The sequence below is a fragment of the Cyclobacterium plantarum genome (assembly GCF_011290685.1).
Lineage (GTDB): Bacteria > Bacteroidota > Bacteroidia > Cytophagales > Cyclobacteriaceae > Cyclobacterium > Cyclobacterium plantarum.
Map to the genome: position 1 here is coordinate 71,480 of NZ_JAANYN010000012.1, position 25,897 is coordinate 97,376.

At 44.8% G+C, this 25,897-nt stretch carries 16 protein-coding genes; 9 read left to right on the forward strand and 7 right to left on the reverse strand.

Annotated elements, in window-relative coordinates; genetic code table 11:
* Positions 1-2 precede the first annotated feature (2 nt).
* Positions 3-2,267: a translocation and assembly module lipoprotein TamL gene (gene tamL, locus G9Q97_RS21375; RefSeq protein WP_166150713.1), complete on the reverse strand. Its 2,265-nt coding sequence runs from the start codon at positions 2,265-2,267 to the stop codon at positions 3-5.
* A gap of 52 nt (positions 2,268-2,319) precedes the next feature.
* Entirely contained in the window at positions 2,320-7,404 is a 5,085-nt protein-coding gene (locus tag G9Q97_RS25325; RefSeq protein ID WP_166150715.1) for a translocation/assembly module TamB domain-containing protein, read from the reverse strand.
* 331 nt (positions 7,405-7,735) lie between these two features.
* Between G9Q97_RS25325 and miaB the strand changes: the two genes are divergently transcribed.
* From miaB to G9Q97_RS21410, 6 genes are all read left to right on the forward strand, one after another.
* Positions 7,736-9,199, forward strand: coding sequence for a tRNA (N6-isopentenyl adenosine(37)-C2)-methylthiotransferase MiaB (gene miaB / locus G9Q97_RS21385; RefSeq protein ID WP_166150717.1), 1,464 nt, complete (start codon positions 7,736-7,738; stop codon positions 9,197-9,199).
* Between the two features lie 16 nt (positions 9,200-9,215).
* The gene (locus tag G9Q97_RS21390; RefSeq protein ID WP_166150719.1) at positions 9,216-10,523 is read left to right on the forward strand and encodes a sigma-54 interaction domain-containing protein; all 1,308 of its coding nucleotides are present in this window, start codon (positions 9,216-9,218) and stop codon (positions 10,521-10,523) included.
* Positions 10,510-11,046: an LptE family protein gene (locus G9Q97_RS21395; RefSeq protein WP_166150721.1), complete on the forward strand. Its 537-nt coding sequence runs from the start codon at positions 10,510-10,512 to the stop codon at positions 11,044-11,046. The genes G9Q97_RS21390 and G9Q97_RS21395 overlap by 14 nt, the downstream gene beginning before the upstream one ends.
* Before the next feature lie 15 nt (positions 11,047-11,061).
* Entirely contained in the window at positions 11,062-11,916 is an 855-nt protein-coding gene (locus G9Q97_RS21400) for a hypothetical protein (RefSeq protein ID WP_166150723.1), read from the forward strand.
* Between the two features lie 12 nt (positions 11,917-11,928).
* A complete protein-coding gene (secG, locus tag G9Q97_RS21405; protein ID WP_166150725.1) occupies positions 11,929-12,297 on the forward strand; it encodes a preprotein translocase subunit SecG in 369 nt (122 codons plus the stop codon).
* A gap of 159 nt (positions 12,298-12,456) precedes the next feature.
* The gene (locus G9Q97_RS21410; RefSeq protein ID WP_166150727.1) at positions 12,457-13,440 is read left to right on the forward strand and encodes a sterol desaturase family protein; all 984 of its coding nucleotides are present in this window, start codon (positions 12,457-12,459) and stop codon (positions 13,438-13,440) included.
* Positions 13,441-13,491: 51 nt separating this feature from the next.
* Here G9Q97_RS21410 and G9Q97_RS21415 read toward each other — a convergent pair whose 3' ends face one another.
* Complete coding sequence (locus G9Q97_RS21415; RefSeq protein ID WP_166150729.1) at positions 13,492-14,202, reverse strand: hypothetical protein; 711 nt, start codon at positions 14,200-14,202, stop codon at positions 13,492-13,494.
* A gap of 229 nt (positions 14,203-14,431) precedes the next feature.
* On the opposite strand from G9Q97_RS21415, the gene G9Q97_RS21420 reads away from it, so the two are divergent.
* From G9Q97_RS21420 to G9Q97_RS21430, 3 genes are all read left to right on the forward strand, one after another.
* Positions 14,432-14,710, forward strand: coding sequence for a co-chaperone GroES (locus G9Q97_RS21420; RefSeq protein ID WP_166150731.1), 279 nt, complete (start codon positions 14,432-14,434; stop codon positions 14,708-14,710).
* Between the two features lie 48 nt (positions 14,711-14,758).
* Positions 14,759-16,387, forward strand: coding sequence for a chaperonin GroEL (groL, locus tag G9Q97_RS21425; RefSeq protein WP_166150733.1), 1,629 nt, complete (start codon positions 14,759-14,761; stop codon positions 16,385-16,387).
* A gap of 328 nt (positions 16,388-16,715) precedes the next feature.
* Complete coding sequence (locus tag G9Q97_RS21430; protein WP_166150735.1) at positions 16,716-17,090, forward strand: response regulator; 375 nt, start codon at positions 16,716-16,718, stop codon at positions 17,088-17,090.
* Positions 17,091-18,040: 950 nt separating this feature from the next.
* On the opposite strand, the gene G9Q97_RS21435 is transcribed toward G9Q97_RS21430, so the two are convergent.
* The 4 genes from G9Q97_RS21435 to G9Q97_RS21450 are packed head-to-tail and all read right to left on the reverse strand — an operon-like array spanning position 18,041 to position 25,885.
* Positions 18,041-20,275 (reverse strand): beta-galactosidase trimerization domain-containing protein, encoded by a 2,235-nt coding sequence (locus G9Q97_RS21435; RefSeq protein ID WP_166150737.1) that lies wholly within the window; start codon positions 20,273-20,275, stop codon positions 18,041-18,043.
* Complete coding sequence (locus tag G9Q97_RS21440; protein ID WP_166150739.1) at positions 20,253-22,199, reverse strand: hypothetical protein; 1,947 nt, start codon at positions 22,197-22,199, stop codon at positions 20,253-20,255. Before G9Q97_RS21440 ends, G9Q97_RS21435 begins: the two co-directional genes overlap by 23 nt.
* Positions 22,189-24,336, reverse strand: coding sequence for a hypothetical protein (locus G9Q97_RS21445; RefSeq protein WP_166150741.1), 2,148 nt, complete (start codon positions 24,334-24,336; stop codon positions 22,189-22,191). The genes G9Q97_RS21440 and G9Q97_RS21445 overlap by 11 nt, the downstream gene beginning before the upstream one ends.
* Before the next feature lie 4 nt (positions 24,337-24,340).
* Positions 24,341-25,885 (reverse strand): RagB/SusD family nutrient uptake outer membrane protein, encoded by a 1,545-nt coding sequence (locus G9Q97_RS21450; RefSeq protein ID WP_166150743.1) that lies wholly within the window; start codon positions 25,883-25,885, stop codon positions 24,341-24,343.
* Between the last annotated feature and the right edge of the window lie 12 nt (positions 25,886-25,897).

Below are 25,897 nucleotides of genomic sequence, written 5' to 3' on the forward strand. Positions count from 1 at the left end.
CATTAAAATGGATAACCGATGGCGAAATTGAAAATTAAATTTTCCCTTCTCCATTCGCTTTCTCCAAGGTTAAAATCTTTTTCCCAGCGTTCCCCTTCAGGCAGGTAGGGTCTTCTCAGTGGGGTAGCCAGATCAAAGCGCAGCACGAAAAATTCAATATCCACCCGCAACCCTATACCTGTACCTATACCCAATTCCTTGTACCAGTCTTTCCCTATTTTCCCCCCGGGCAGGGCCTCATTTTCATTGACCAGCCAAACATTTCCCGCATCAAGAAAAACTGCCCCTCTAAGATAGGGGACGATAGGGAACCTGAATTCCAGGTTGCCTTCTAACCTGATGTCTCCGGCCTGATCAAAAAAGTTGGCCGTGCTCTCACTATCGGGCCGGAAGGAACCCGGACCCAGGGATCGGATCCGGAAGGCCCGTATACTGTTGGGGCCTCCCGAAAAAAACTGTTTGACAAACGGAAGGGAAACGGAATTGCCATAAGGCAAACCTACACCGCCAAAAAGCCTGGCCGCCAGCAAGCGCTCTTCTGTAAAGCGCCAATAGTACCTGAAATCAATATCGCCCTTGTTGTATTGTGCATAGTTGAAGCCAAGGAAAGTATTGGGGTTTTCCCCGTTCAGCACTTCATTGGCAAAACGCAGGCCCGCCCCTGCCAGGTCCAGGTTGGCACCAAAGAAAATGCTGTGTGTCCGGTATTTATCCATCAGTTTATTGTAGGAAAAATTATAGGTGATACCTGCTATGAATTGTTGCTCAAAACTTTGCCTCAGAAATGGGTTGGCATTCAATATCTCATCAAATTCCGGGGAGGTGCGGGACAAGTTTACAAAGTTGATGCTAATCGGGGTTATTTCATGGTAGACAAAACGATTGGCATTCCAGAAGTAACCATAGGTAGAGGATATAGAGTTGAGCCGGTATAGCCCTCTGCGGTCCTGGTATTCAGTTCCCAGACTGATTTTGGTTTTGGGCACAGAATAGGCAAAACGCTCCTTGATGGTAATGGGGAACACTACCCTAGGAAAAATCAAATCTCCTTTCAAGCCCAATTCAAATGCATTTAACCCTTCACGGTCTCCTGAGGCAATCTGACTTTCGTAAGCCAATTTGCCCGTCAGGCTTAGTGTTTCACCACCAAAAAACAGGTTTCGGTTCCTGTAATTCAAAAGCAGTGCCGGCCCCGCAAAATTATTGGATTTGGATACGCCCTGCAATTCCGCCCTAATCGACCGCTTGTCCAGCGGGGACAAATATATTTTGGCATCCAAAAACCCCTTCCCGGATTCAATTTTATCTTTCACAGGATTAAACCTGACATTGACAAATCGGTAGTTGCCGATTCCGGACAACCTGTTACTGGTCAACCTGGATTGACTGGCATCAAACAAGCTGTCCTTTTCAATCAATATATACTGCCGCAGTAATTCAGGTTTGAAGGACAGGTTTTCCTGTATAAATTCTACTCCATTCACTACGGTGGTATCTGTATTTTCTCCGTATTCATCCAGGGAATAATTGGGCAACACCTGTATGGACCTGACCTGATAGGGTATTATTCCATCTTGGGGCACATTTTCCTTTAGCCTTAAAAACAAATCAAATTCGCGTCCCTCATATTGATTGGTATCTGCATCGAAAATCAGAAAATCAGGGTTAAAATTATAATAGCCCCTTTTTTTAAGCGCTGTATTCAGGCGCTCCCGCTCTTGCTTGAAGCGTGCCAGCTCAAAACGGTCTCCCTGCTTGATTTCACTGGAAGCCATTAAATCCCTGATATCATGATCAATAGGAAGACTGTCCCTTTCGTATTGGTAGGTTTTCAGGGTATAGGGTACATGGAGGTTTACCTGATAGCTGACGTCTCCCTTTTTTTGTTTCCTTCTAAAAGTGGAGCTGATTTCAGGGTAAAAGTAGCCTTTGTTTTCCAACCTGTTATACATCAATTCCTCTGTTTTCTCTGTATCCACCTGACTGAGGTAAACAGGTTCCTCCCCTATTTTTTTATAAATAAACCGATTGATAAAACCCGGATTTTCCTGTTGCATTTTGTAATGTGCCCACAAACCCAGGTACTGACCCAATATCTTATTGTTGGGCCTGGGCCTGATCAATCCCTGCAATTCATCCCTCACCTCATCGATGCGTTTGATAGGCGTTTCCTGTGTGATTTCCAGCTTGGCTCCAGTGTAGAGCAATTCATCTTCAGGTACATACCGGGTTATATTGCAAGCCGTAGCTACCCAGAAGCAAAGCATCAACCAAATAAAATTTAGCTTACTGGGTCGCCTAAAATTACCGGTGTACATGTTATTCCTTTTGCTTATCATCCGCTGCTTCAGTTGAATCTTCTATTGGATTTCTGCCATTTCGTTGGGTTTCTATTCCCCTCCATAGCTCATGGAAGTAGTTGAATTCACGATTAAAAATTGCCGAAAACCCGGTAACCACCAACTGTCCGTCTATAAAGCTTTCGAATTGATTTTTGCGAAAACCCCGGATTCTGTATCTACCGTTTTCTGTAAGCAGGTATTCAATGCTGACATTTCCCAAAAGGGCATTCTCTGCGCCTCGTTCTCTGGAGCTGCCTTCAATATCAATCTGACTTCCTACTTGTACAATCAATCTATCATCCAGAAAGCGTTTGCGGGCATTGAGGTTGAGTTGGGTCCTGGATTGCGGGGCCTCACCCTGATAATCCTGAAAGCTATCCAAATCCACATCCAGTTCAAAGCCCGTACCTCCCAGCGCATTATCTGTCAGGGAATTCAGCTCGCTGGAAAGCAATTGGCTTACACTTGATTTTGCCATGGCGGTGGTACCTCCACCACCTGTATTGGATCCGCTGGGGAAAAACCTGTTGAGCACCAACAGGGAAAAAACCTGCCTGTTCAATTCTCCTTCCTGGTTGTTCAGTTGCTGCACCTGGGAATAGACACTTCCCCCAATAGCCCCCTTTTCATCTTCAGGCATATCCAAAGTAAAGGAAATCAAAGGCCTGAGCATTTCCCCTTCTATATTCAGATAAACCAAAAAGGGCAGTTGCTGCCGGTACTGCATCATGTTTTCCCTGCTTCCACCGGCAGCGGTAGCTGTCATCAAATCGACAGCAGAAGTTTTGACCCTGTAAATGGCAGTAATGTCCATGGAAGCATCCAAGGGATCTCCGGCCCAGGTAATGGAACTGCCTTTCCTGATCTCAAACCTGCGGTTGACCATATTGTACAAGCTCAGTTCGTAATGCCCCCTGGACAATTCATAAATACCCGTAAGATTAATCCTGCCATTTGGATCCAGGTCAAGCTGAAGGTCTGCCGCCCCTTCTACCAGGAGATTGTCCCCCGAGCGGGCATCAATGACCACATTGAATATGGCCTCCGGAGATACTTTCAACGAGGCAGACACCTGATAACCGGAAAAACCCGTATTGCTGGTCTCCTCCAGTCTTTTGGTAAGTATATCTTCAGGGTCCTCCCTGTTGACATAAGTGACTACTCCCTCTCTTTCCACCACATCCAACTGGCTTTCCGGTACCACAAAACTCAGGTTGGTGCCTTCCTTTACGGTCAGGTTGGCAGAAACTTCCGGTAAGTTCAAATCTCCACCTATGGATACATCCGCATCAATAATGGCATCTCCATAAAAAAGATCATTGTCTTCTGCTGTGGAATTCAAAAACCTGAAATTGTTGGCGGTCAGTTTGAGGTCAAAGGCCGGGTTGGTAAAACTTTCTGTCAGGACCTGCCCATCCAGGGTAAACCCATTTCCCTCATTATCCTCAATGGTCAGTTGGTCCAGATAGAGCCCCTCATTATCCAGGGTGATCTCCTCATCCTTCAAGGCAAAACCTGCATTCAATGTGGCCACCTTAAAGGCGGTATTGTTAAACCTCAGTTTCCCCTGGTACACCGGGGCATTGGTTTTTCCATTTACGCTAAAAGCACCTGAAAGGTATCCTTCAGCACCACTGATGGCTCCCTGACTTAACCCTTCCAGCACTGCCATTTCCAATTTTCCCAGGTCAAGATTCAGGTTCAGCTGCGCCCCGGAGGTATCGGCCAGGTAATCCCCTCCCAATTCCAATTCAATACCCTCGTCCCTGAGAGCCAGATTGAAATCATAGTTTTTTTGATCCGTCTTGCTGGCTGCATTCAGAGCGAGGTTGCCTAAAGGCACCTGAAGCACGTTGAGATCTGAAATGGAAATATCTGCCAGCAAACCTGTGGCTCCAAAAGGATTTTCCACCACAAAATCCCCGTCAACTCTTCCTATAGCTACCATCTCGTCAGGGTTCAACAAACTGGTGAAGGTGGCCAGGCGAAAATTTTCAAACTTTAAACCAATGGTATTTCCTTCAGGCTTGTTGTAAAACGATAAATTCTGATTTTCCCTGGAAAAAGTAAAATCATTGAAAACCAAATTAGAATCCGCAAACCACACCTCATTGACATCGGGTACAGACCATCTTTTTTTGTTCAAAATCAAGCTGTCGGGATGGACATGGAGCTTCAGGGAATCCTGCGCCAAACCTACATCAAAGGCGATATGAGCCAAAACCTCCTCACCATCTAAAGCATTAAAATCCATATAAAGCTGCCTTTCGAGGATTTCACCTGTGAAATAGGTAGGTCCCAATGCCAATGGACCGCTTTCCAGGCCCAACAAACCAAAAGCAAAACCAAAATCTTCCGCATCGCTGTTTACCCTAACCCCCAGACTGTCCACCACGATCCCTGCATAGGACAAATAAGGAAAATCAACACTTCCTGCTAAATGTGCCTTGCTCTCATCAAAATCAAAGGCTATAGAACCCTTGTCCATACCTTCCAGATCAGGCAATACCACCTGATCCAAAAGCAAACCGGGAATTATTTCCATCTTTAAATTCACCGCTACCCTTTGCAGACTGTCAATTCCTCCTGCGAGGTCATTTGAGGAATCTTCCAAATACCGGTTGAAATGCCTGAAGAGGCCGTCCATTGCCGCCGCCGGATCAGCATTGGCCTGCAGCTCTCCTTTTAAAATATTGCTGTCAATCGTAAAATTAGTGGTGTCCCGCATGACTTTTAGGTTCATGTCCCAGCTTCCCAGCGGATAGGCCTGCTCCTCCAATACCACCGTTCCATCGCTGATTTTGGTTTGAAGGTCAAAGGATGATGCGTTGCCGCTCCAGCTTGCTTTAAGTTGCATGCTCCCCCTCAGGTTGTTGGGACTGATGTTTAACCGGTAAAAATCCGCCCCTATCAAATCCAGGTCCAGGTCTACCTTCAGGTCCTCAGGGTTCAATACAGCATCTGCCAACAATTCCACTTCTAAAAACTCATCCTTATGCCTCATTTCCACTTCTCCTTTCCCCTCCGAAATATTGGCCAGAAGCTTCATGCCATTATAGTCATGGCCCTTCCATTCCAGGTGGGTCAGCCGCGTGTCCACATTCAGGTCCAACCGCTCCAGGGGACCAGTATTTCCACTAGCCTTTATTTCAAATCCCAGCTTTCCAAAATCCGCCAGGTCCAAAATTTCTCCAAGGGGGGCTTCGTCGAGAGAAGCCTGTAAATCATAGGTGAAAGCTTCTCCCTGAGAGGCTATCCTACCAGCCATTACAAATTCAGCTCCATAAGCATTAAGGCCAGTATTCAGGCTAAATGAATCCATGCTTCCCGAGCTATTTATTCCCAACTCAAGGGTTTCTGGAAATGTAAGCCCAAGACTATCCTCCGGAATAAATTTGTTAATATCGGTATTGACCGTGACAAAATTCAGGGTATCCACTTTCCAGGCTAGCCGCTCAGGCTCCAGGGGATTGTCTATCAATCCCAGCATTTTGAATGTGGTCTTCTTCCCCCAGGCCCCCGATAATTCATTTATTTTGATCTGGTCCCTGCCTCCACTGGCGGAAAGTTTGGTGTTCAACTTTTGGCCTGCCAGAGTTTTGAGGTAGGGATCATTTCTGAGCTCAGGAGAGAAATAATAAGCATCCTGAAGACCTATGCTCAGCTGTTGCACATTGATGTCAAAACGTGATTGATCCGGATTATTCAGAAAATCAGCCAATCCTGTATACTTCAATACCGTTTTACCTAAAAGCTTGCTATTTCCGGTGGCCAACTCCAAATCCTCGATGCTGGTCATTTGCTCTTCCACCGACAGGTCCATTTGAAAATTTTCCAGGGAGAACCCTGACCTCTCCCGGAAAGACAAAGCTTTCAGTGATGCGCCTGCGCGCCCCTCCTCAAGAAATACCTGATTGAGTTTGAGGTTAAGCGCACTGAGGCCAAGGTCATTGGGATCAAATTGACCGCTGGGGGCTTCCTGCTGATCTACCCCGTATTTGATTTCGTTATTTACCAGGTCCACTGCCCCAATGTTGACCTTCCATTCCGGCCAAACCAATGCGCTGGAATCAGCATTTACAGATTTCTGCGAGGATGGTTCTTCCAGGGTTTTGGACTGATAGTCAAGGAAGGAATCCTCCAGCAGCAGGGATTTAACTTGCAGGCTTTGCTTTTCCATATCTGCTTCCGGGAGTTCCAGGTTAAAAGCACCCAGCCTGGCCAGCACATCCATTCCATCGGGATTTGACTGGTAATGCAAATTGATATTGGCCAGGGATAATTGATCCAACACCAGTAAAGGAAGCGGGCTTTCCCCGGACTCCTCTTCGGCTGCTTCGGGAAAAGCTTTGTTTTGTATGTATTTCACGTCCGTATTTTCCCATTGAATTTTTCCAATATGAAAATCCATCCGGTTTAAATCGAGTTTTTCTGTGAGGATTTGCAGGGTTCCCAAGTCCAGATCTACGGACATACCCAACAGCTCATCCGCAAATTGAATTTCCCAGTTCTTTAGGTTTACCGGTCCCAGTGAAAGCTCCGGGAAAGCAGATTTCTTTGCTGATGATTCAGTGTCTCCGGGATCCCCCTCAGCTGCAGGAGATGTAAAAGCCTCCATGAGAAAGTCAAAATTAAATTTACCCGTACTGTCTCTTTTTACATTGGCCTGTAGCCCTTCCCAGTCCAGACCGGTCACTTTTATCTCCCCTGTTCTCAGAAAGGGAATCAAAGCCATTCCTGTTTCAAGGTTTTCTGAATACAGCAAGGTGTCTCCCTGCATGTCTTCCAGGTAAAGCCCCTCCAGATAAACCTCCCCTCCAAAGGTGATAAAGAGCCTGTCTATGCCAACATGGGTATGGGTTTTTCCGGAAACGTAGGAGCTGAGGCGATTGACGATAATATTCTGGCCAAAGGGGCTACGGATAAAAAGTAAAACCAAAAACAATAACAAGGTGAGGCTCAGGAATACCCAGCCTAAAACCTTTATTATTTTCCATCCTATGTTTTTCCGCTCAGCCAATATACAAATATGGGTAAAAAAAAGAGCGGATGAAGCAACCACTCTCAGAGATTAAATATATAACCCGTTATACAGGACAATTTTTATACCAAAGGTCCATTAAGATTTGATCTTGAGGGGGAAATCCGTTTTTTTTACTGCTGTCTATCCAAAAAGAGGTCAACCGAAAGCTGACAGGTTTGCGGATTTATGGAAATATATTTCATTTTGCAGATGGCCTGACAGGAACAATTTGATACTTTTCCTGAAACAGGATAAAAAAACACATTTTAAAGCGTTGAATAAGGGATAGCAGATTAATTTATATTATTAAGCCCTTACCCTGTCAATCTGTCTGTATTTTATTAAATTTGCACTCTGAAATGATCAGCCAATGGAAAATATTATTAAAGATATCAATATCATCAGTAAGGAAGAGGCAGACAGCAGCTGTGATTTCAAAATCACAGCTGATGAAAATACGGGAAAAATTAAAAAGTTATACATAGAAAGCTACGGCTGTCAGATGAATTTTTCTGACAGCGAGATCGTGGCTTCCATCATGAAAGACAATGGCTTTGATACCACTTCGGATTTCAACCATGCAGACGTCATTTTTCTAAATACCTGTTCTATCAGGGACAAGGCTGAGCAAACCGTAAGAAAAAGGCTAAGCCAATTCAATCAGATCAAATCTGAGAAACCGGATCTGACCATAGGCGTTTTGGGCTGTATGGCGGAACGGCTCAAGGACAAATTGCTGGAAGAAGAAAAACTGGTGGACCTGGTGGTAGGTCCTGATGCTTACCGGGACCTGCCCAATCTGGTCTTGCAAGCTGATGACGGGCTCAAAGGGGTCAACACCTTTTTGTCCCGGGAGGAAACTTATGCGGATATTTCACCGGTCCGCTTAAACTCCAATGGCGTATCAGCATTCATCTCCATCATGAGGGGTTGTGATAACATGTGTTCCTTTTGCGTGGTACCCTTTACCAGAGGAAGAGAAAGGAGCCGTGATCCCCATTCTATTGTAAATGAAGCCAGGGATTTGTTTCAAAAAGGCTACAAGGAAGTCACCCTGCTGGGACAAAATGTAGACAGCTACAAATGGTCTCCTGAAGAAAACAACAAAGCCCGGCTCAATAAAAAATCTGAAGGAGTATCCGAAGTGATTTATTTTTCAGATTTATTGGAAATGGTAGCAGCTATCGACCCCAGGTTAAGGGTAAGGTTTTCCACTTCCCATCCAAAAGACATTACAGATGAGGTATTGCATACCATGAAAGCCCATGACAATATTTGTAAATACATCCACCTGCCGGTACAAAGTGGCAACTCCAGGGTATTGTCCCTGATGAACCGTACCTATGATCGGGAATGGTATTTGGAAAGGGTACAAAAAATCCGGGAAATATTGGGGGAAGACTGTGGCATATCCTCAGACATGATAGCAGGCTTTTGCACAGAAACCGAAGCAGAACACCAGGACACCCTCAGCATGATGGACCTGGTACAATATGATTTTTCTTACATGTTTTATTATTCAGAACGTCCTGGCACCCTGGCGGCAAAAAAATATGCGGATGATATACCCCTTCCAGTCAAAAAGCGCAGGCTTCAGGAAATCATAGAAAAACAAAACCAGCTTTCCCTTGTGCGTAACCAAAGGGATATTGGAAAAGAACAGGAAATCCTGATAGAGGGCCAGTCCAAACGTTCTGCAGATCAACTGAAGGGAAGGAATTCTGCCAATAAAGTAGTAATCGTATCTGCCGGGAAACTAAAGGTTGGGGATTATGTAAAAGTGCGTATTACGGATTGTTCCTCTGCCACATTATTCGGAGAAGTTGTCATTTGATATTTAGGTTATTGTTATGGTCCCTATAAGTGAATCAGAAATATTGAGTGTCAAGCAAAGGTTTGGTATCATCGGCAACAGTCCCTTGCTCAACCATGCCATACAAGTAGCCATGCAGGCCTCCCCTACTGAAATGACGGTTTTGATTACCGGAGAAAGCGGTAGTGGCAAGGAATCTTTTTCAAAAATCATTCATGCGCTCAGTAAACGCAGGCATGGCAAATTCATCGCCATCAACTGTGGGGCGATTCCCGAAGGCACCATCGATTCGGAACTTTTTGGTCATGAAAAAGGGTCATTTACAGGGGCTCATGAAGCCAGAAAAGGCTATTTTGAAGTAACTGACGGGGGTTCCATTTTTCTGGATGAAATCGGGGAAATGCCACTGGGAACCCAGGCCCGGCTCTTAAGGGTGCTGGAGAATGGCGAATTCATCAAAGTGGGCTCTTCCAAAGTGCTGAAGACCGATGTACGGGTAATTGCCGCAACCAACGTGAATTTGCTGAAAGCTGTGGAAAAAGGAAAGTTCAGGGAGGACCTGTACTACAGATTGAACACGGTGCCCATTTTTGTGCCTCCACTAAGACAACGGGGAGAAGATATGGTACTGCTGTTCCGGAAATTCACCACCGATTTTTCGGATAAGTATAAGGTTAAACCCATTGTGTTGACCGAGGAAGCAAAAAACCTGCTTATAAAATTTCCCTTTCCAGGAAATATCCGCCAGCTTAAAAATTTAGCGGAACAAATTTCGTTATTGGAACAGGAGAGGGAAGTAAATGCCGTCACCCTGGACCAGTACCTGCCAAAAGAAGCCAGCAGCTTGCCGGCCTCTATTCCCGGGAAAAAAGGGCAACAGGAAAATTATACAGATTTTTCTGAAAGGGAAATCCTGTATAAGGTTCTTTTTGACATGAAACAGGACATGACGGAATTGAAGAAGTTGGTTTTGGAATCCTATCATTCCGGGGGGCTGGATCAGCATATCATGAAGAAACATCAAAACCTTTTTGAGGATATTGAGGAAAACAGTACCTATGAAGAAAGTTCCAAGCCTTCAAAAAACCTTCCCATGGTATTGGAGTCATTGTCCGAGAAAAAGGATGTATCTGTAGAAAAGGAAGGGAAGAAATACGAAGAGGATATCATCGAGGACATCATTCATGAAGAAGATGACAGCTCTTTGTCTCTGGAAAAGAAAGAAAAGGAACTGATAGCCAGGGCGCTAAAGAAACACCATAACAAACGAAAATATGCTGCCATGGATTTGGGCATTTCTGAGCGAACCCTTTACCGGAAAATCAAGCAATATGATATCGAATAAATATCCGGCATCCCTGCTGTGCCTGGTGTTGTTATTTCTTGGCAGCTGTAAAATTGAATACAGTTTTACAGGGACGACCATTGATTATAATGTTACCCAGTCATTTTCTGTTGACAATTTCTTTAACGACTCGGGGGGCGGACCTGCCAACATGGGACAATTGTTTACAGAAGACCTAAAAGACTATTTTCAGCGAAACACCCAACTGGAGCTGATACAAAATGGAGGCGATTTGCAACTTTCCGGGGCCATTACCAAATATACCATCACCCCACAGGCCACCGTATCCAACCCAAACAGCAACCAGCCGGACAGGGCGGGCCAGATGCGTATCACCATTAGTGTGGAGGTGGACTTCGTGAACCTGAACAATGAAGAGGAAAATTCCAAGCGGCCGTACTCCTTTTTCCAGGATTATGACCCCAGGAACACCACACTATTGCAGGTCGAAACCGAATTGGTAGAAGTGATTTTTGAAAATATCATCCAGGATGTTTTTACCTCAACTGTAGCAAATTGGTGAAAAATATTTAACTTAATGGATGTAAAAAAAAAGAAGGCCGTGAACTCCAAAGAATTTTTATCCCTGCTCCATAATTCCGACCAATTGAATAAGGATGATTTCAAGGATTCCTTAAAGCTTCAGGAGGAATTTCCTTATTTTCTGATACCCAAAGTACTTGGGGCCAAGTACGAGTGGAATAATTCAGCTACCACATCCACCACCTTGCTTCACTGGGCAGCAGTGCTTAGTCCTGACAGGAAAAGGCTAAAAGAATTGGTAACAGAAAAAATAGACCTGACTCACATTACCGGGGAGGGACAAAAGCCCCTGTTACCTGATGAAAAGGAGGAAAAAGAGGAGGTTGAAAATCAAAATATTCAACCCATAACCAGCGAGGATATTGATTCAGAGGCAGCAAATATAGAAACCCCTTCCAGACCCAATAGGGATGAGATTTTGAGGAGACTGGAGGAAAACCTTAAAAAAATCAAAAAAAAGGATGCTGAAGGAGGTCATTCCGGGGAACATGAAAAAAAAAAGGAGGTAGCGGATTCTTCTTCCGAAAATGAAAAAGAAGATTTGATAGCGAGCATTGCCAAAAAGGAGGAGCTTTACCAGAGAAAAAAAGAGCAGCTGGACCTGATCAACAATTTTGATGAGAAGCCTATCAGGCTATCCAGGGAAAGAATGGATCAGGAAGAAAATCTTCCTGATTTATCCGAAAAAAGCACCCTGTTGAATGACAACATGCTCTCTGAATCTTTTGCCAAATTGCTGGTAAAACAAAATAAGAAACAAGAGGCCATAGAAATATATAGGAAATTAATATTGAAGTTTCCAAAGAAAAAGACTTACTTTGCAGATCAAATTGAGCAATTAAAAGCATAAATTCATATCTTAATGTTTACAGTACTTATCAGTATCATCATCATTCTGGCCATTTTATTGATTTTGGTCATTTTGGGACAAAATTCAAAAGGCGGAGTCGGAGCGGCTTTCGGCGGTAGTGCCTCGCAAATCATGGGTGTTACCAAGACCGGTAATATCCTTGAAAAAGCCACCTGGGTTTTGGCCATTGCCATTTTAGTCCTTTCTCTGGGTTCTTCTGCCTTTCACCAAAGCAGCAGCCCTTCAGGCTTTACTTCTCCAAATGTGGAGAATGCCCAAAGACAAATACTGACTCCATCTTTTGATGATGAATCATTGTTGCCTGCAGAAGGAGAAGAAGTAACACCAGACCTGGAAAACCTTCCTGATACCGTTGAGTAAAAGTAGTTTACGATAATTTTAGGGCCTGATTTATTTTAATCAGGCTTTTTTTATTTTAGGGTATTTCAATTTTAAGCCTTTAAAACGTTGAAGAAAAGCCATAATATGATTAATTTAACGTTTTAACAACCAACTAATAATCCATCAAATTCAATATTTATGTTTGAAAATCATTTATCAATGGAGGATATTGGAGCTGATAAATGGCCCAATATCATCCTGTGGGCTGCTCCCATAATGTTTTTGCTTGTATTTATCGAGTGGGGCATCAGTTTATATCAGAAAAAAGACACGTATGACAAAAGGGATTTTCTGGCGGCTGCTACCATCGGCTTCGTAAATGTGGGTATCAGTGCTTTGCTAAAGGTGTTTGTCTTTGGAGTGGCCTTGTTCTGCTGGAACCTGGTCCCCTGGAAAATACCAGCTTCAGCATGGTCTTTTGTCGCCTGTTTTTTCGCCATTGATTTCGTCCGTTACTGGGCACACCGCGTGGCACATGAGCAGCGGTTTTGGTGGGCCACCCATATCACACATCACAATTCATCCAAGTACAATTTCTCGGTATCTTTCAGGTTGGGATGGACGCAACATATAAAAATCATCTTTTTTGTACCTGTGATGTTGATGGGCTTTGATCCGTTCGTGTTCTTCATTTGCCATCAAATTGCCGTGCTTTATCAGTTTTGGATCCATACCGAATACATAAAAAAACTCCCCCGCCCTATTGAGTTTTTCTTCACCACTCCCTCACACCATAGGGTACACCATGCCAGTGATGCCCACTACCTGGATAAAAATTATGGCTCAACCTTTATCATTTGGGATAGGATTTTCGGCACATTTATGCCCGAAGCAGAAAGGCCTACCTATGGTATCACCAAGCCTGTGACTTCCTATAATCCCATATACTTAAATTTTCACGAATGGTCCGATATAGTGTCCGACCTGAGAAAAGCCAAAAACAGGAAAGAAGCGTTTCAAATATTATTTGGAAAGCCGGGAGATGAAGTGATCAAAAACAGGGAGCTCCGTGAAAAAGCTGAAAAAGAGGCAACAGAAACAAAAGCAGTTACCTCTTCCCCATCAGCGCCTACTCCCGTTTTGGTGAGCAATGAAAATTCGCTATTGAAAAAAGAAGATTAAATAACAACATAAATATCCGATCATAAAAAAAGGAAGGTTGCCCTTCCTTTTTTATGGTTCCACATGGCGAAGCAATAGGCGTTTACTTACCGGAAGCAGGCTTTCTTCCAAAGGCACCCTCTGCTTTGTCTCTATTTTCCAGGTTGAGGGATTGGGCAGGTCCTGGAATTTTTTGACAAGGTCCATTTTGATCTTGTCGTAGGTGTGCACCAGGCTTCTTTTAACAGCCGCGATAAACTTCAGTGCGATCCCCCTAAACCGATCAACGCTGTTTTGAAACAAATTGATCTGGTAACGGTAAATAAACACATCTTTGGTATGGGCATAGGAAAGCAGGGCGTACCCTTCCCTTTGATAGATGGGGCTGAGCCCAACCGGTTCAATTTCCAGGTGACTTTCTATGAAATCGTAAATGGTCTTTCCCTCTTCTATTTGCTGTCTGATCTTGGGCAAAGAATAGCTGATGATATCTCCCAACTCCTTCATCACATCATCTTCCTGCATGTTATTTTTATAGGAGATTTTCATTTTTTTCAAATCAATTCCTTCCATCTCCTTTGGAAAGGAAAGTTTTAACTGATGCCGGTTTTTGTCCAGTTGATTGAGTTTTTCATGATGGCCGATCAATTCTGAAAGTTGCGGGTACAATTTAACTGCTTTAAATTTTTCTTCTACCCCTTTCAGGTAGGCCAGCAACAGGTACTTTTTGTACTCAAAATCTATCAGGCCTTCAGAAATCCAGTTGTCCGATAATTTATCCATAGGTTAAAGTATTTAAATCATGAGAAAAAGTACGAAAATGTGGCATAGTATGCAATACCTTTCAGCAAAAATGACAGGCTTAAAATACATGCCCCTTTGAAGCCTGACAGGTAATCCGGGGAAGTAAGACTTTATGTCAGGAAAGCACTTTTCCCCGGGATTGGCACAGAAAGTGTAAATAAGAATTTTGAATTATTAGAAATCAAACTTTAAAAATAACTCAATCAAAATGTCTAAAGTTAACATCCAACCCTTAGCAGACAGGGTTTTGGTAGAACCCGCTGCTGCAGAAGAAAAAACAGCTTCAGGACTTTATATCCCTGACACTGCCAAAGAAAAGCCACAAAAAGGAACCGTTGTTGCCGTAGGAAGTGGCAAAAAAGACGAACCATTGACTGTCAAAGTTGGTGATACTGTTTTATATGGCAAGTATGCGGGCACCGAACTTTCTGTGGAGGGTGCTGATTATCTGATCATGAGAGAAGCGGATATTTTCGCTATCCTGTAAGTATCCTTTAATCAAGTATAATTAATTAAAACGAAAAAAGACTAAAAAATGGCTAAGGAATTATTTTTCAATACCGACGCGAGAGATCGTCTGAAAAAAGGAGTAGATGCGCTTGCAGACGCAGTCAAAGTAACATTAGGCCCAAAAGGCCGAAATGTAATTTTGGATAAAAAATTCGGAGCCCCAACAATTACCAAAGATGGGGTTACAGTTGCTAAAGAAATTGAACTGGAAGATGCGATTGAGAACATGGGTGCTCAATTGGTAAAAGAAGTTGCTTCCAAAACTGCTGATGATGCAGGAGACGGAACCACCACCGCTACCGTGTTGGCGCAATCGATTTTTTCTGTAGGTATCAAAAACGTGGCCGCCGGAGCCAATCCTATGGACCTCAAAAGAGGGATAGACAAAGCCGTAAGTTCTGTTGTTGAAGAATTGAGGAAAGCGTCTAAAGAAATTTCCACTTCTAAAGAAATTGCTCAGGTAGGAACTATTTCTGCCAATAATGACGATGAAATCGGTAAGATGATCGCTGATGCGATGCAGAAAGTAGGCAAAGACGGAGTAATAACCGTCGAAGAAGCCAAAGGAACCGAAACTGAAGTCAAAACTGTAGAAGGAATGCAGTTTGACAGGGGTTACCTTTCTCCTTATTTCACTACGAATACGGAGAAAATGGAGGCAGAATTGGAAAATCCATACATTCTTATTTACGATAAGAAAATTTCTGCCATGAAAGAATTGCTTCCTGTATTGGAGCCAGTTGCTCAGTCTGGAAGACCTTTGTTGATCATTGCTGAAGATGTGGACGGAGAAGCTCTTGCCACCTTAGTAGTAAACAAAATCAGGGGAGCCCTCAAAGTAGCTGCGGTTAAAGCACCTGGATTTGGCGATAGAAGAAAGGCCATGTTGGAAGACATCGCTACTCTTACCGGAGGTACAGTAATTTCTGAAGAAAGAGGTTACAAACTTGAAAATGTAACTATCGATTACCTGGGTACTGCCGAGAAAATCAATATCGATAAGGACAATACCACCATCGTAAACGGTGCTGGCGAAAAAGCAGCTATCGAAGGCCGAATCAACGAAATCAAAAGTCAGATTGAGAAAACAACTTCTGACTACGACAGAGAAAAGCTTCAGGAAAGATTGGCCAAACTATCAGGTGGTGTAGCCATCCTGTACATTGGCGCAGCCACTGAAGTAGAAATGAAAGAGAAGAAAGATCGTGTTGATGATGCATTGCATGCCACTCGCGCTGCCGTTCAGGAAGGCGTTGTAGTTGGAGGTGGTGTTGCCCTGATCCGTGCTTCTGCTGCATTGGAAAAACTAAAAGGAGCAAATGAAGACGAGGATACTGGAATAAACATTATCAAACAAGCCGTTGAATCTCCTTTGAGAACCATTGTATCTAATTCCGGCGGAGAAGCTTCCGTTGTAATCAATAAAATCAGAGATTCAAAAGGTGATTACGGATACAATGCCAGAACAGATAAATTTGAAGATCTGTTTAAAGCAGGTGTAATTGATCCTACTAAAGTAACACGTCTGGCGCTGGAAAACGCCGCATCAATTGCTGCCTTGTTGCTGACTACAGAATGCGTGGTCGCCGACATCAAGGAAGAAGCTCCTGCAGGCCCACCAATGGGCGGCGGAGGAATGGGTGGCATGATGTAATCCATTTCAGTAAATATACCAAAGGGAGAGGCTTTAAAGCCCCTCCCTTTTTTATTTTTAACCCCTATTGTCAATGGCCCTTTTATGACAATGCTCCACGGGTCGCCCAGAATCAGGATATTTCCAAACTGCCTGATTTTCTTTCCATTTCAGGCTTTTCTTCTATTTGAAATAAGGAATAATGATTCCATATACATCATAGGGGTATAATTTCCATCTGGGAGAAAACTGCAAAAAACAGGGAGAATTTTTTAATACTGAAATTATAGTGTTAAATTTCTGGAAATAGTGTGTGTGAAAGCGAGATTAGATATTATTTAAATAATCAATGTACCCATTCGATTTAATTGTTTTAATTGATGATGACCCTATTAATAATTTAATCAATAAACGGTTGATCAACAAGTTAAATCTAACCCCCAAAACCATTGAATTTTTAGAGGCTGAACAGGCCCTGGAATATTTGAAAAACCCTGACCTGGAGAAAAAAGTATTGATACTTGTAGATATCAATATGCCAGTCATGAACGGCTGGGATTTTTTGAGTCAATATGTGGAATTTCAAAAAGAAAGAAACGACAGGATAATCATGTTATCCAGTTCCATAGACTTTCAGGACCGTCAAAAATCCAAGGAGTTTCCATTTGTAAGCGGGTTTATAGAAAAACCGCTCACACATGAAAAACTGGAGACGTTTATCTGATCCATTTTTTTTTAGCTAAAGACGCAGTAATTAACCTGTTATGACAATATTGAATAATCGCAGATGTATGATGTGAATACTGCCCGGTTTCGGTTTCATTGTAATCTGCTTACTCAAGGCAATTCTAAAACCATAAAAAATCTGTGCGAATCCCTGGTGAATCATTTTGTTTTTATCCGGTGCCATTAGTGAAAAGCTCCGTTAGGAGCGGGCAATCTAGTAAACATGGGGTTTAGCCCATGGTTACAGGCCGGTCCCTGAAGCTAAAGTGCCGTAGGTACGCTCCATTTGTACGTCCACGGCAAGTATCGGCCGTCCCTACGGGACTTTCGGGCAATCACCCGCTTATGGTCCGCGGGTTGAAACCCACGGTTATTATATGAGTCGTGCCTACGGCACTAGGGCTGGCCGAGGCTTTGATGTGCGCGTAATCAGAATGGGGAATCCTGGTTATCTATATGGCAAATGGCAAACAGCGAAGCTCCTCGGGATTTGTAATCCACGGACGGGCACCTAAGCAGGATTACAAATCCTGCGTATCTGGGTTCGACATTGCAAATGTCGGAAACCAGGGGTGGCTATGTTTTGTGTAGTTACTCTTTTCTTTTGTTTTGATTCGGTTTGGGGGTCGTTTGGCTGAACCGGAGATTTGTTAATGGTCAATGGACAGCCAAAAATCTAATAGATTTTTGGAGATACGACTATTTCTTTAACCCTTAACAACCACGTTTCCACTCAATTCAACCTTAATTACCAGATAGCTATACTGCGCAACTCACCACTTCACCTACCATTAACCCTTAACAAACAGGGTTCAACTTAAAACAAGCTCAACTGCCAATCATCCACTCTCAACTCCTCAGCCCTATCCGAGCCATATTAACCCTTAACAACTGGATTCCCACAGCCCCTTTCCAGCCTCTTTAACCCTTAACAACCACGGCCCAGGGCTACCTGATCAAACGCAGCCACCTGGCGCCATGTGCCTCAAGCATTACCGGCTGCCCGGGATCCAGTTCATCGCCGGTAATGGCATCCTCCATACGGCTATAGTTTAACCCATTGATTTCCAATAGAGCATGAATATCCCTATCCTGCTCATTCATTAAAAAATAATGGTCTACCTCAGGACCGGCCAGGCGATAAACGATAGCCTGATCACTGGAGAGCGGAGACCTGGCCCCTAATTCTACCAGTAGTTCTGTCAGATGTTCTTCTGCCTCTCTATTTCCTCTCCTGAAACAGGCCCTGCTGGCTTCAAACCCAATGATCACAGCTTTACCCTGACCCTTTTTCATCAATGTCACTGCAGGTTTACCATTGTCAAAGGCCTCCATAACCCTTGCTTTTTCTACCCGGAGATCGGCTATAGAACCGGTTAATTCCCGGCCTCGAAGTTTCCAGTCCCGGTTAATGCCGGAATACTGGTACTCCCGCAATACGGTTCCAAACAACTGTGCAAAAGGGGAACCCGGTCCCCTGGGAAACAAGGCAGCATAGGTATCCATCCAGGCTCCCAGCATATCCAGGACCAGCTGCCCTCCCTCATTGACATACCTGTCCAGCAAGGGCAATAAATCCTGGTTTAGTGCCAAAATTGCCGGCATATAGATAATGGGATACCTGCCTGCCAAACCTGCCCTGATATCCTCCGGTGTGACAAACTCAAAAGGTATATCCTTATTGATCAATGCCCGGCTCAAACCAACCCTGGCCTCCATGGGCCTGTACCTCAAACTATCTTGTCCCTTCATGGAAAGGGCCGTCCATATGGCATCATTGTCCCAGTCAAAGAACACCCCCACCTGGGGCTCCTTGCGCAAGGACCAGATTTCTTCCCGGTATTTTTGCATGGCCCGGGCTATCTTGCCCACAGCAATGGCCCGGTCCGTAACTTCATTGTGGTGATCCAGAAGGGCATATTCCCCGACCTCTGCTCCGGCAGTCCTTACCGACCAACTCCACAGGCCCCAGCCTTTAAAGCCGGCGGCCAGCATGCTTAAGGTAAACTGTTCCATCTCCGGGGCATCTACCGTAAACCCTTTATTGTTCTGTCCGAACTTTTCACCCCCAAATTGTTGTGGCCCACCGGTGGTCTCCCAACCCCCGGCCCATCCACCTTTAAACATATCGTTGATGTAGCTGGCCTGAAGGTATACCATGGGGCCCAGCTCATCACGAACCTGATCAAAATGCCAGGTGAAATGTATGGAGGGATAAAAGGAACCGGAATTTCTCATGGCAGCGGCAATACCTGGAAAATTAACCCCAAAATAGGCATGCGGCCTGAAAAGGCCCAGCTCCCCCCCTGCCCGATAGGGAGCATCCGGATCTAAGGCCCGAAATTCCCTGACCCTCTCCTCCAGGGTTTGAATCCCATAATCTGCCTTAAACCGGAGCATGTCCCTGATGATTCGCAATTCCCTGTGGTTATAGCTTTCCCATCTCTTTTCAAAATCATCCCATGATTCAAAAGCTTTGCCTCCGGCAGCCAGTCCATGATGGTGTTGGTTATAGGCATGGTTTAACCGCTCTATGGTTTTATAATTTTCTTTGGCCCAGCCTACAAATAGATTTTTGCCGGCTTCGCTTAAATCCAAACCCCGCTCCCCCACTATGGGATCATAGGCGGAACTGGAACCGCGAAAAGCCTCCCTGCTCCCTGTTTTCCTGTAATGTGCCCCATAGGTTTTTACCCTCTCCTTCATTACTTCCATTTGATAGGCAATCATCTCCGGGTGCAACCGGACCTTGTCCATGGGCAAGTCTTCGTCAATACCCAATTTCTTCAACAGTTTATCGGTAATGGGTTCCCAGCCACCTTCACCATACCACCAGGGTATCAAGCCCTCCTCGATGGCAATCAGCTGGATGGCTTCGTGGTCCCAGTCAGGCAGGGTCATGATCTGTTTCAGGTTGGTAAATCCCAGTGCCTTCATTTTTTTGAAATGCTCCCGTATTTCTTTCTCCCCTTCTCCCGGCCGCTGAATGTAGACCACCCCCGCGGGAACAGGAGCAATTTTCCTGAATTTTTGCTGCAAGGGTGAATCATTTTGCCGGTCATAGAGCTCATGCATAAAATCATGCTCCTCCTGACCCATCGCTGGTAAAATTACAGGTAGCTGAATCAGTGTCAGCAGCCATACTATGGCCGATGGAAAACTAAGGTTGAACGGTGTTCTCATTGGATTTCGAATTAAATAAAGGAATTTCAAGGGATCCTACCTGAACATTCGTTTCAGTGCTTAATACCCTGGGCTGTTGTTTACCAGGAGCCTGCAATACCAGAAGGACTTTGCTGTTGCCTTTGATGGCTATGTCTATGGATGTGCTGTGGGAATAGGCTTGTCCCTGCCAAAGAATGCCCGGATTCAAACGGCTTGTATTGCCTCCATAACGAATGCTGCTTTTTGAAACCGATAGGGGTTTGGTTGCATTCAGGACTTTTGCCTGAAGAGTAAATCCTGAGGGCGTTTGAATTAAAAACCCTTCTTCCAACAAAGTGACCTGGTTGAATTCAGGGGTATTCAATCGCCAGATCCTTCCATTGACCGAAAAATCCTCTACTAAAAATACAGCCTCTGCCCCAGTCTCCGCATCATATGCCACGGTAAATTTTCTGAGTTGCTCATCTACGCCCATGCTGCTTCCGCTACCCAACGCATGGCCCGATCCCTGCCCGTCAAAGGCAAAGTCCAGCAGTTTTCCTGCACTGTTGTCCCCCTTTTCATTTTCATCAGGCTTTTTTGTAAAAAGATTTGTTTGACCTGCCACCAATCCTGTCCTACCTGCCCCGATTGCTAACGGTACTCCCCCGCCAATTATTCTAAAGGTGTTCACATCAGGCCCCTTATGGCCGGCTATTCTTTTTTGAGAAACATTAAACAGGGCTACAATATCCTCCGCACCCTCAAAGGATTTCCTAAAAACAACCAGCCCCTGTGTGGTATCGGCATGGTTTAACCAATTCCTATTTTCCGGATTTTCGGCCTTCAGATTTCCCTGATCATACAATACACTAAACAGTGATTTTTCTCCCAGGTAGTCATGCATCCATTTGATTGCCGGCAATTGTGAATCCGGATAAAGCCTCAGGCCCATTGCCAGTAATCCTTCACCAATATTCAGGTTGTCATCTGATAAATCAGGTTTCACTCCGGTGATACCGGGTTTTACAGGGATATTGACCATGGTGGAAGCCATGGCCTTCAATGCATGTTTTGCCTGTGGGGCAAAGGTATCCAAGACCGGATAATCCTTCCCCTGCCGGTTTTGGAAAGCAATCAAAGCAGGACCAATAAACGACCAGTTGTAGATATGGTATCCCATGCTTTCCGCATTCCAACCTTGCGGGTAAATATTTTCTTTTAAATGATCCGTCAGCCGCTTGGATGCATCCCAAATCAGTGGATCAGCAATAGACCTGGATCCCGGATCCGGATTGTCCCAAACCAAACCCGCAAAAAGTACAGCTCCCCACCTTACTCCCATCCAGTTGCTAACCAGGCTGTAGTTGGCGTCAAAACCCATGCTGGCCTGGGTGGCATACAAGGTCTTGTATAGCTGTCGGTTTACCAGATTTCTCTGGGGCTGATCCCAGGCCTGATAACAAAAATCATACGTGATGGCCATGGATTGTAGCAGGGCTGCCCGGGTAAGGCCTCGGGCTACAGGATTGTCAAAAACGACTTTATCCTCAAATACAGCTTCCAGATTTTGAAAGGCCTTAACTGCCCAGCTGGACTCTCCTGTAAACAAATAAAGAACGGATTGGTGTTCAGCAAGTTCAGCTGTTTTTCTGGCATCAAAAGATGCCATTGCCTTGATTTCTTCTTTCAAATTTGCTTCCTGAAGCATCCAATTTTCCAGCTGTTCCCTGTAGGCTCCGGACTGGATGCTCTCCCTGATGCCAGGCGCTTCTTCCGGTAGTATAAGGCCTCTGGGATGCTTGCCCAATGCGTCCTTTCCCTCCATAGCAGCCGTGTTGATCAACCAGTCCAGGCTTCCGTCCTGCGCAAAAAGGATGTTAGCATTAAAAAAAAAGCTAAAAACCAGCCCATAATGAATCAGGCAAAATCCTATTTTACCTCCTGAAAGGTTATTTTTCATAGCTTATCTTTATTCCTTTTAAACTTACCTTAAATATTTCTCCATTGATATTACCTTCAAAATATCCTTTTCCCGTATTCAACACGGAAGAGGTATAGCAAGCACCTGAACTCCAATTTTCAAAATCCAATGCTGTACCGTTTATCTTTCCCCTTGCCCTGAGGCCGAGATTATTGTAGGTCATTTCTATGTTATCCCCTTTCATGTTATGGTAAGTCAATACATGCTTTTCTTCATTTTTCCTGAAATAAGACTGATTTACAAATTCAGCCCTAAACCGGGCAAATGAGGCAAAATCATTTCTTTCATACACCTCCAAAGCATAGCCGGATAATCCACCCTCCACCACCAACACATGGTAATCTTCCAAAATCTTTTGCTTTCCCTTCAACTCCCTGTCTCCGGATGACTTCAGCCAGTAAAATTTATCTGAAAAAGGCGTGATTCCTATGTAAACCTGATCGGTTTGGAGCATGATTTTTTGCCCTTTTTGACTGATATCCCCACAATCTTTGGGAAGAAACAGCCAGGCAGCTTCCTGAAACCTTGCCTTTTCAAACCATTCATCAAACGTACCGGCAGCAACATCCGGGACAGGAAGTTTTACCAGAGATTTACTCCCAATTGAAGCCCTGGAGGAATATTCGGCAGAAGGTACTTCTGGTTTACGAGAAGTACCGGCTACCGCCAGCAGCAAGGTGTTTTCCTGCTGCATGGTCTGGGTATAAGGGCTATGTCCTCCGGGTCCAAGGTGAAATGGCTGTCCACCCCCGATGGTTTTCGGCCCATCTTTGGTTTTTACCACCAGGGACCACAAAACCTGTTGGTTGGGATTGTCCAGTTTGTTTACATAAATACTTCCCAAACCAAAGTTTTGGCTTCCGTAGAAATACTCCTGACCCTGGTTGGGCTGGTCCATGTGATAACTGGGTCTGGAAACCTTCATGCTAAAGGGCAGCGGGAAATTTTTGTGGTAAAGGTCCCAAGTAAATTTGTTGGGCCGATATCCACTGCTAAGCTGGTGTACGGAAGGCAGGTGGTCGGAAGAAATTTTGTTACTTCCAAACCACAGGTGAAGCATCCCGCTCAATTCACCTCCAGCGTTGATTTGCTGAGGTGCTCTTTTCTGGGCTCCTGCAATGGCTCCGTCATAGGTTTTAATGGCCAGGGTAGCCAGGAAATAATCCATGATGGCTTTGGCCAGTTCTTTGGAGCTTTCCTTTTTAGCGAAATCATAAACATTCATGAGACCTTCAAGGCTGTGGGGGTAATAAATCTCAGCATCATACTCTCCATTGCCCGTTTCCAGTAGTTTTTGATAAAAAACCCTGAAATAATTTTCTACTAATGAATCCACTTCATGTACGGGCCAACCGGAAATCAGGGCCGTATCCGGAAAATACTGTGCATATACCCAGGCTGAGGTCCTCCACATGATTTTATGGTTTTCGGTACCCCCATCCTTTGGGTTGCCTCCCAATAATTTACCCGGCTCACCTACCAAATCGTGAGGCGTGGAAAGGGGGGCATACTTTCTGTATCCATCAGATGGCCTGTCGTTGGCAGCGTAAGAAGCTACCGCCTGCTGGAATTCCTTCTTCCAGCCTGGATCCATTTCATCTGCCAGGAGTGGATAAAACCTGGCCCAGTTTTTGGCAGCAAAATGGTATTGCTGTTGAAGGTTCCCGGGTATAGACAACCAGGCTTTGGTCAGGCTATCCGAAGGCTGCAACATCAACCTGGCAATAGCAGGTATCAGGTCTTTTTTTAAGGCATCCCCACCAAACCTGACGATTTGGCCATCCTTAGCCCTTTCCCTGGCACCAAAATATCCGGTTGGCCCCTGTGTAAAGGCCCTGCCGGTAAAGGGTGAATAGACGGTTTCTCCTTCCACTGCCCAGGTTTTAAAAGTAAGTCCCGTATCGGGACAAGTAGCAGTACCCTGAGATTTCTTCCCAAAGGGTTCCTCAGATAACCGCTGCAGCAAATGTTTTTTCCTTTCCTGAAAACCGGCCTCATCCGGATAGCTGCCCGTTTCCCAGATTTGCTGACCTTGGACGACTTCCGTCATGAGGAAAACACAAATCAGGAAAAAGAAAAGGCTGAAAACAGCCTTTTCTTTACTTCTCCCAATCATTGGTTTAGTTATCAACATTCGGGTTGAGATCAATTTCATTCTGTGGAATGGATTGCCAGGTGCGGGAAGTCCAGGGAATTCCTCCTGGTCCCCTGTCTCCATTAGGAATTTCCTTTTCCAATGCCTGCAGGTAATACAAACGATCATCCTCAAAAACCAATTCTTTCATTCTTTCCACTTCAATGACCTCCGCAGTCATGGGACCTGTAAAGTCTTCCAGGCCGGCACGGTTTCGAACGACATTCAAATCTTCTCTGGCACCCGCTTCCTCCCCTCTGGAAAACCGCAAAAAGGAACGGGTAAGATAGGCCTCAGCGGAGCGCATCAGTGGCAAGCTGGAAACCCTGTTGGATGCCTCCGGCTCTCCTGCCCGGTACCACTTATGTCCCCAGACTTCTCTCCGGTTCAAGCCCTGATAGGTAGGTCTTGGATCCTCATTGGGACCAAAGGAAATGAACAATTGTTGATAGCGCTTGTCGTTCATGGCTTCCTCATGGTTGTCCCATCCTGTCATGGATTTGAAATGTTCGCTCAGGGACATGATTTGGTTGTTGTTAAAGCGGTCTGTCAGGTTCCACCTTCCATTGGGATCTGAATAACCCAGCCACCTGGATATTACCGGAGGCTTCCAGTTGGTTTGTGAGCCAGAGGTGACATACTGAAAGACCACTTCGCTTCCTTTAACCCCAAACTGATCCTTATTCCAGGCTTCAATAGGATCTTCATTCAAAGGATATCTCCCGGAATTGAGGATCACATCGGCATGCTCTTCTGCTTGTTCCCAGTTTCTCATTTGAAAATTCACACGCATCGCCAGGAAATGAGCCGCCATTTTGTTTTGGCGATCCACAAAAGCAGGCGGATCCCTGTCCGGGTCGTATTCCTCGGGCAGCAAGGCTATGGCCTGGTCCAGATCTGCCAAAATCTGATCATATACCTCCTGAACGGTAGACGGCGCAGGGTTGTCAAAGGCAGAATTGGGCAAACGGTTTTTAATGATAATGGCAGGCGCATCATTGTCTGCGCCGTAGGGAGGGGCAAAAATCTTCACCAGATTGAAATTCACCCATGCCCTGAGCCAATGAGCTTCGCCCAGTATCCTGGGTGTCCAATGACTCTGCTGGTCATTAAAAGGTCCGTTTCGGTCTACCCAATCAATGACGGCATTGGCTGCGAGCAAGACAGCATACCCTGCTTCCCAGTTACGGGTGGGCTGGGAATGGGTATTGTTGGAAAAATCCCTGCCATACCAGTCTATGGCATCTTGACCTACAACACCCAGCTCATCCATTAGTTTTCCTACGTCCGAAATGGTAGCGGAATAAATGGCCTGGTTACCATGAATACCACGGAAACCACCTGATCCTCCGGCTACCCATAAGGCTCCATTGACCAACTGCTCCAAATCCTGGGTATTTCTGGGATCAGAAAATCCATTGGACACGGTTCCTACCTCTTCCAGCCATTGATCGTCGCAAGACCAAAATAAGGTCATGAACAATAATAAGACTGTCTTAAATGTATAACTGTTGAATTTTATCGATTTCATGTTCTTCTTATT